This is a genomic window from Deinococcus sp. (assembly GCF_018260555.1).
Taxonomy (GTDB): Bacteria; Deinococcota; Deinococci; order Deinococcales; family Deinococcaceae; genus Deinococcus.
The window spans coordinates 1-3,692 of the sequence record NZ_JAGLBB010000122.1 but is presented as its reverse complement, the minus strand read 5'-3'; the positions used below and the strand labels follow the sequence as shown (position 1 = coordinate 3,692).

5 protein-coding genes and 1 pseudogene are annotated in these 3,692 nt (G+C 67.7%); 4 read left to right on the top strand and 2 right to left on the bottom strand.

All coding sequences use genetic code 11. The features are described 5' to 3' along the window. Together QZ271_RS14090 and QZ271_RS14085 are read right to left on the bottom strand one after the other, a co-directional pair. Positions 1 to 578: pseudogene (locus QZ271_RS14090) on the bottom strand (hypothetical protein); the annotation flags it as partial. A 163-nt stretch (positions 579 to 741) separates the two neighbouring features. After that, on the bottom strand, positions 742 to 945 hold the full coding sequence (locus tag QZ271_RS14085) for a hypothetical protein (protein ID WP_291432538.1): 204 nt from the start codon (positions 943 to 945) through the stop codon (positions 742 to 744). 109 nt (positions 946 to 1,054) lie between these two features. Here QZ271_RS14085 and QZ271_RS14080 point away from each other — a divergent pair, with 109 nt between their 5' ends. The 4 genes from QZ271_RS14080 to QZ271_RS14065 all read left to right on the top strand — a co-directional run. Then, the gene (locus tag QZ271_RS14080; RefSeq protein ID WP_291432536.1) at positions 1,055 to 1,999 is read left to right on the top strand and encodes an ABC transporter substrate-binding protein; all 945 of its coding nucleotides are present in this window, start codon (positions 1,055 to 1,057) and stop codon (positions 1,997 to 1,999) included. Between the two features lie 585 nt (positions 2,000 to 2,584). Beyond that, positions 2,585 to 2,944, top strand: a complete 360-nt coding sequence (locus tag QZ271_RS14075; protein WP_291432534.1) for an RIO1 family regulatory kinase/ATPase — start codon at positions 2,585 to 2,587, stop codon at positions 2,942 to 2,944. A 9-nt stretch (positions 2,945 to 2,953) separates the two neighbouring features. Next, positions 2,954 to 3,355: a VOC family protein gene (locus QZ271_RS14070; RefSeq protein WP_291432532.1), complete on the top strand. Its 402-nt coding sequence runs from the start codon at positions 2,954 to 2,956 to the stop codon at positions 3,353 to 3,355. Between the two features lie 105 nt (positions 3,356 to 3,460). Further along, a partial coding sequence (locus QZ271_RS14065) for an aldolase/citrate lyase family protein (protein ID WP_291432530.1) occupies positions 3,461 to 3,692 on the top strand: 232 nt, incomplete at its 3' end.

Below are 3,692 nucleotides of genomic sequence, written 5' to 3'. Positions count from 1 at the left end.
CCGCCACGGTCACCGCCGCTCTGGAATCCACCACGGTCGCCGCCACGGTCTTCACGGGGACGGAAGCCGCCACGGTCACCGCCGCTCTGGAATCCACCACGGTCGCCGCCACGGTCTTCACGGGGACGGAAGCCGCCACGGTCACCGCCGCTCTGGAATCCACCACGGTCGCCGCCACGGTCTTCACGGGGACGGAAGCCGCCACGGTCGCCGCCGCCCTGGTAGCCACCACGGTCCTCGCGGGGGGCGGGTGCGGGGCGCTGCTCGCCGCTGCGCAGGCCGCCCTGACCCTGGGCTTCGCGCATTTCGCGCATTTCACGGCGCAGGCCACGGATTTCCTTGCCCTGAGCTTCGAGCATTTCTTTCAGTTCAGCCAGGACGCCCAGCAGTTCGTCGGCGTCAATGTACTCTTCTTCCTCTTCGCCTTCGGCCCCGTCGGCGCTGATGCCGCCTTCAGTTTCGGCTTCCTGGGCGTCCAGCACGGCGTCCTCGTCGGGTTCGCCTTCCAGCTGGGGGATAATGTCGCGCAGTTCTTCTGGCGTCTGCTCACCGGGGCGCAGCTCGTTGTTGTCCGTCATCTGATTTACTCCTTTTTCCTGCATCTGGCCCGCCTTACGGGCGCTGCTCCGGACACCGCTGGGGGGGGTGTGCGGGCGTGCCCCCGAGTGTAGCACCCGCGTGGGCTGCCGAACCTGCGGGCGTTCACGCTTGCTGGGGGCGGTCCCACGTCGCCCGGGGCTGTCAGCGGCGGAATAGGGCGCGCAGAAGCGGGAAGGCCGCCGCCCACACCAGTACACCAATCACCACGCCGCTCGCCAGGGCCAGCAGCGGGTGCCACGCCACTCCCAGCCACAAGGCCAGGAAACTGAACATGGCCGCGCCCACCGCGATCAGGGTGGCGAGGCGGCGGGCGTTATCCACGGGGGTCCACGATTCCAGATCCATGTGAGCAGCATGCCACGGCGTGGCGGGCGCAGATGCCCCGGAACGGAACACAGCAGGAGTCGCGGCAAGGGTCACAGACGCGTCATGCAGGCCGTCTATACTTATTCTCATGAAACGCGCTTTCCTTCTGCTGGGCCTGCTGGCGACCTCTGCGTCCGCGCAGCGCACCGTGAACATTGGCCTGGGGTACAACCCGGACGTGCAGTTCACGCCGTTCTACGTGGCCGACAAACTCGGGTACTTCGGCGCGGAGGGCCTGAAGGTCAACTACCAGCATGGGTACGTCTCGCAGCTGCTGCCGCTGCTGTTGCAGGGCAAACTGGATTTCGTGGTGGGTGATCCCGAGGACGCCATCTTCGCGCGCAACCAGGGCGCGGACGTGCGGTACGTGATGACCATGTACCAGAAAAACCCGGTGACGGTGTTCAGCCTCTCGCCCCTGAACAGCGTGGCGAGCCTGAAAGGCAAGTCGGTCGGCATTCCCGGCCCGTTCGGCAGTTCCTACCACGCTATTCAGGCCCTGCTGGACAGCGCCGACCTGACTGAGGGCCGCGACGTGCGCCTGAACTCCATCGGGTTCACGCAGGTGGACGCCGTGCGCGCCGGGCGAGTGGACGCCGCCGTGGGGTACTCGAACAACGACGTGCTGCAACTGGCCCGCACGGGCGGCAAGAAGGTGTACACCCTGGACATCAGCGGCGCGTACCCGATGGTCGGCGTGGGCCTGATCGGCACCGGCAAGAGCCTGGGCGGGGACCTGGCGAAGAAGGTCGTGCGGGCCAGTCAGCGCGGCCTGAAATTCACGGTCGCTGATCCCGCCCGCGCGTTCAAGCTGGCGCAGCCCGTATTCGGCGCGAGCGGCAACCTGGACGTCCTGAAGGCCAGCACGCCCCTGATGACCGGCCCCTACACCCAGACGAACGGCCTGGGCGCCATGAATCCCGCCGCGTGGACAAAAGCCGTCGCGGCGCTCGTGAAGCAGGGCAAACTACCGTCCGGAGCGAACGCCAGCGAGTACTACACGAACGCATTCATCAGCAAAACCCTGAAGTAATACGGATTCCGCGCGCGCAAGGGAGAGGCGGGGCTCAGTACGGGCTCCGCTTCCTCTCTTTATCTTCATCCTCTCTGCAGGGCGTTGTTGCAGGGGCGTGCACATGGGCCGGGTGTGCTAGGCGTGATGGCCTAGCACACCCGCTGTTCGTGACACGCGCCGCTTTTGCCTGCTACGCTGAACATCAATCACCGAAAGGAGGTGCCCGCTATGACCACTATCACTGATGTCCAGACCGCCGCACATGGAGTCTCTCTTCCTGCAACCTGGAGTGATTTTGACGCACCACGACCGGACACCTTTACTTTCGGGCTGGCCTCCCTGCACTGACCGAACGGGGCGCGCGTGAGCAGGCCCGCAGTCCGCGCAGCAGCGTGCCCGTGAAGCTCTGCCGCGAAGGGCGGGTCATCCTCGACGCCCGCGCCGTAAAAGCCATCCACGCACCCGCGAAAGTCTGGTCCTTCTCTCAGAGTGGGTCCAGAGTGAGCGCACCTGTGCACGCGCTGCAAAGCCGGACTGAACGTCCCCGAACCCCTGGCCGGGCCGCACCTGACCGCGTACGTCCAGACCGTTCCCGCCGTCGTCATGCGCCTGATCGGCACCGAGGATCACGTCGCCCCGCGCCTCAGAGGCAACGCCCTGAGCCCCGCACAGGCCGAGTGCCCCTGGAATCAGAGCGTCACCGGCCTGCTGCGGCTGGGGTCCGCGCACGGCGATGACCGTACCCACAACCTTCTCTGGTCGGAGGACACCGTGACCATCATCGACTTCCCGCAACTCGCTCCCCGTCAGAACTCCGACTTCCAGACCCTGCTGGCCCGCGACGCGCAGAGTCTGGCCAGCCTGCGCAAACACGGCATTCACACCGACGGCACGCAGGTCCTGCGGGACGTGCACCGCCGCGCCCTGGGCCCCGCCCCGGAACCCCGGGTGCTGCTGCCGTAAGCTGCGGCCATGCGCATCCTGGAAACCTGCCTGTACGTGAACGACCTGGACCAGGCCGAGCAGTTCTACACCAATGTGCTCGGCCTGAGCCTGCACAGCCGCGTGCCGGGCCGGCACCTGTTCTACCGGCTGGACGGCAGCATGCTCCTGATCTTCGACCCGCGCGCCAGCGCCCAGCCTGGGGACGTGCCGCCGCACGCCGGACGGGCCGGAGCTCACGCCTGCCTGAGCCTTGAGCCCGCCCAGACGGACGTGTGGGAGGCCCGGCTGCGCGCCGCTGGCCTGAGCGTCACCCGCTACGCCTGGGGTGAGCGGGGGGAGAGCCTGTACTTCCACGATCCGGCCGGCAACGTCCTGGAACTCGCTCCGCCCCGCATCTGGGGATTCGGCGCACCCGGCGTATTACCGTGAACGCATGACCCGCACCCTGCCCACGCCCCGCACACTGCGCCTGCTCGCGGCCTTCCTGCCGTTCCTGCTCGCCACCAGCGCCGCGCGCACCCGCAGGCAGCACGCATGAAACCCCTGCGCTCCGTGCTGTACGTGCCGGGCGACAAACCCCGCGCCATCGAGAAAGCCCGCACCCTGCGCCCCGACGCGGTGATCCTGGACCTCGAAGACGCCGTCGCCCCCGAACACAAAGCCCAGGCCCGGGAGCACATCCGGGACGCCCTGCGCATCCCCTGGCGCGTCCCGGTCCTCGTGCGCGTCAACGGCCTGAACACCCCCTGGGAACACGACGACCGCG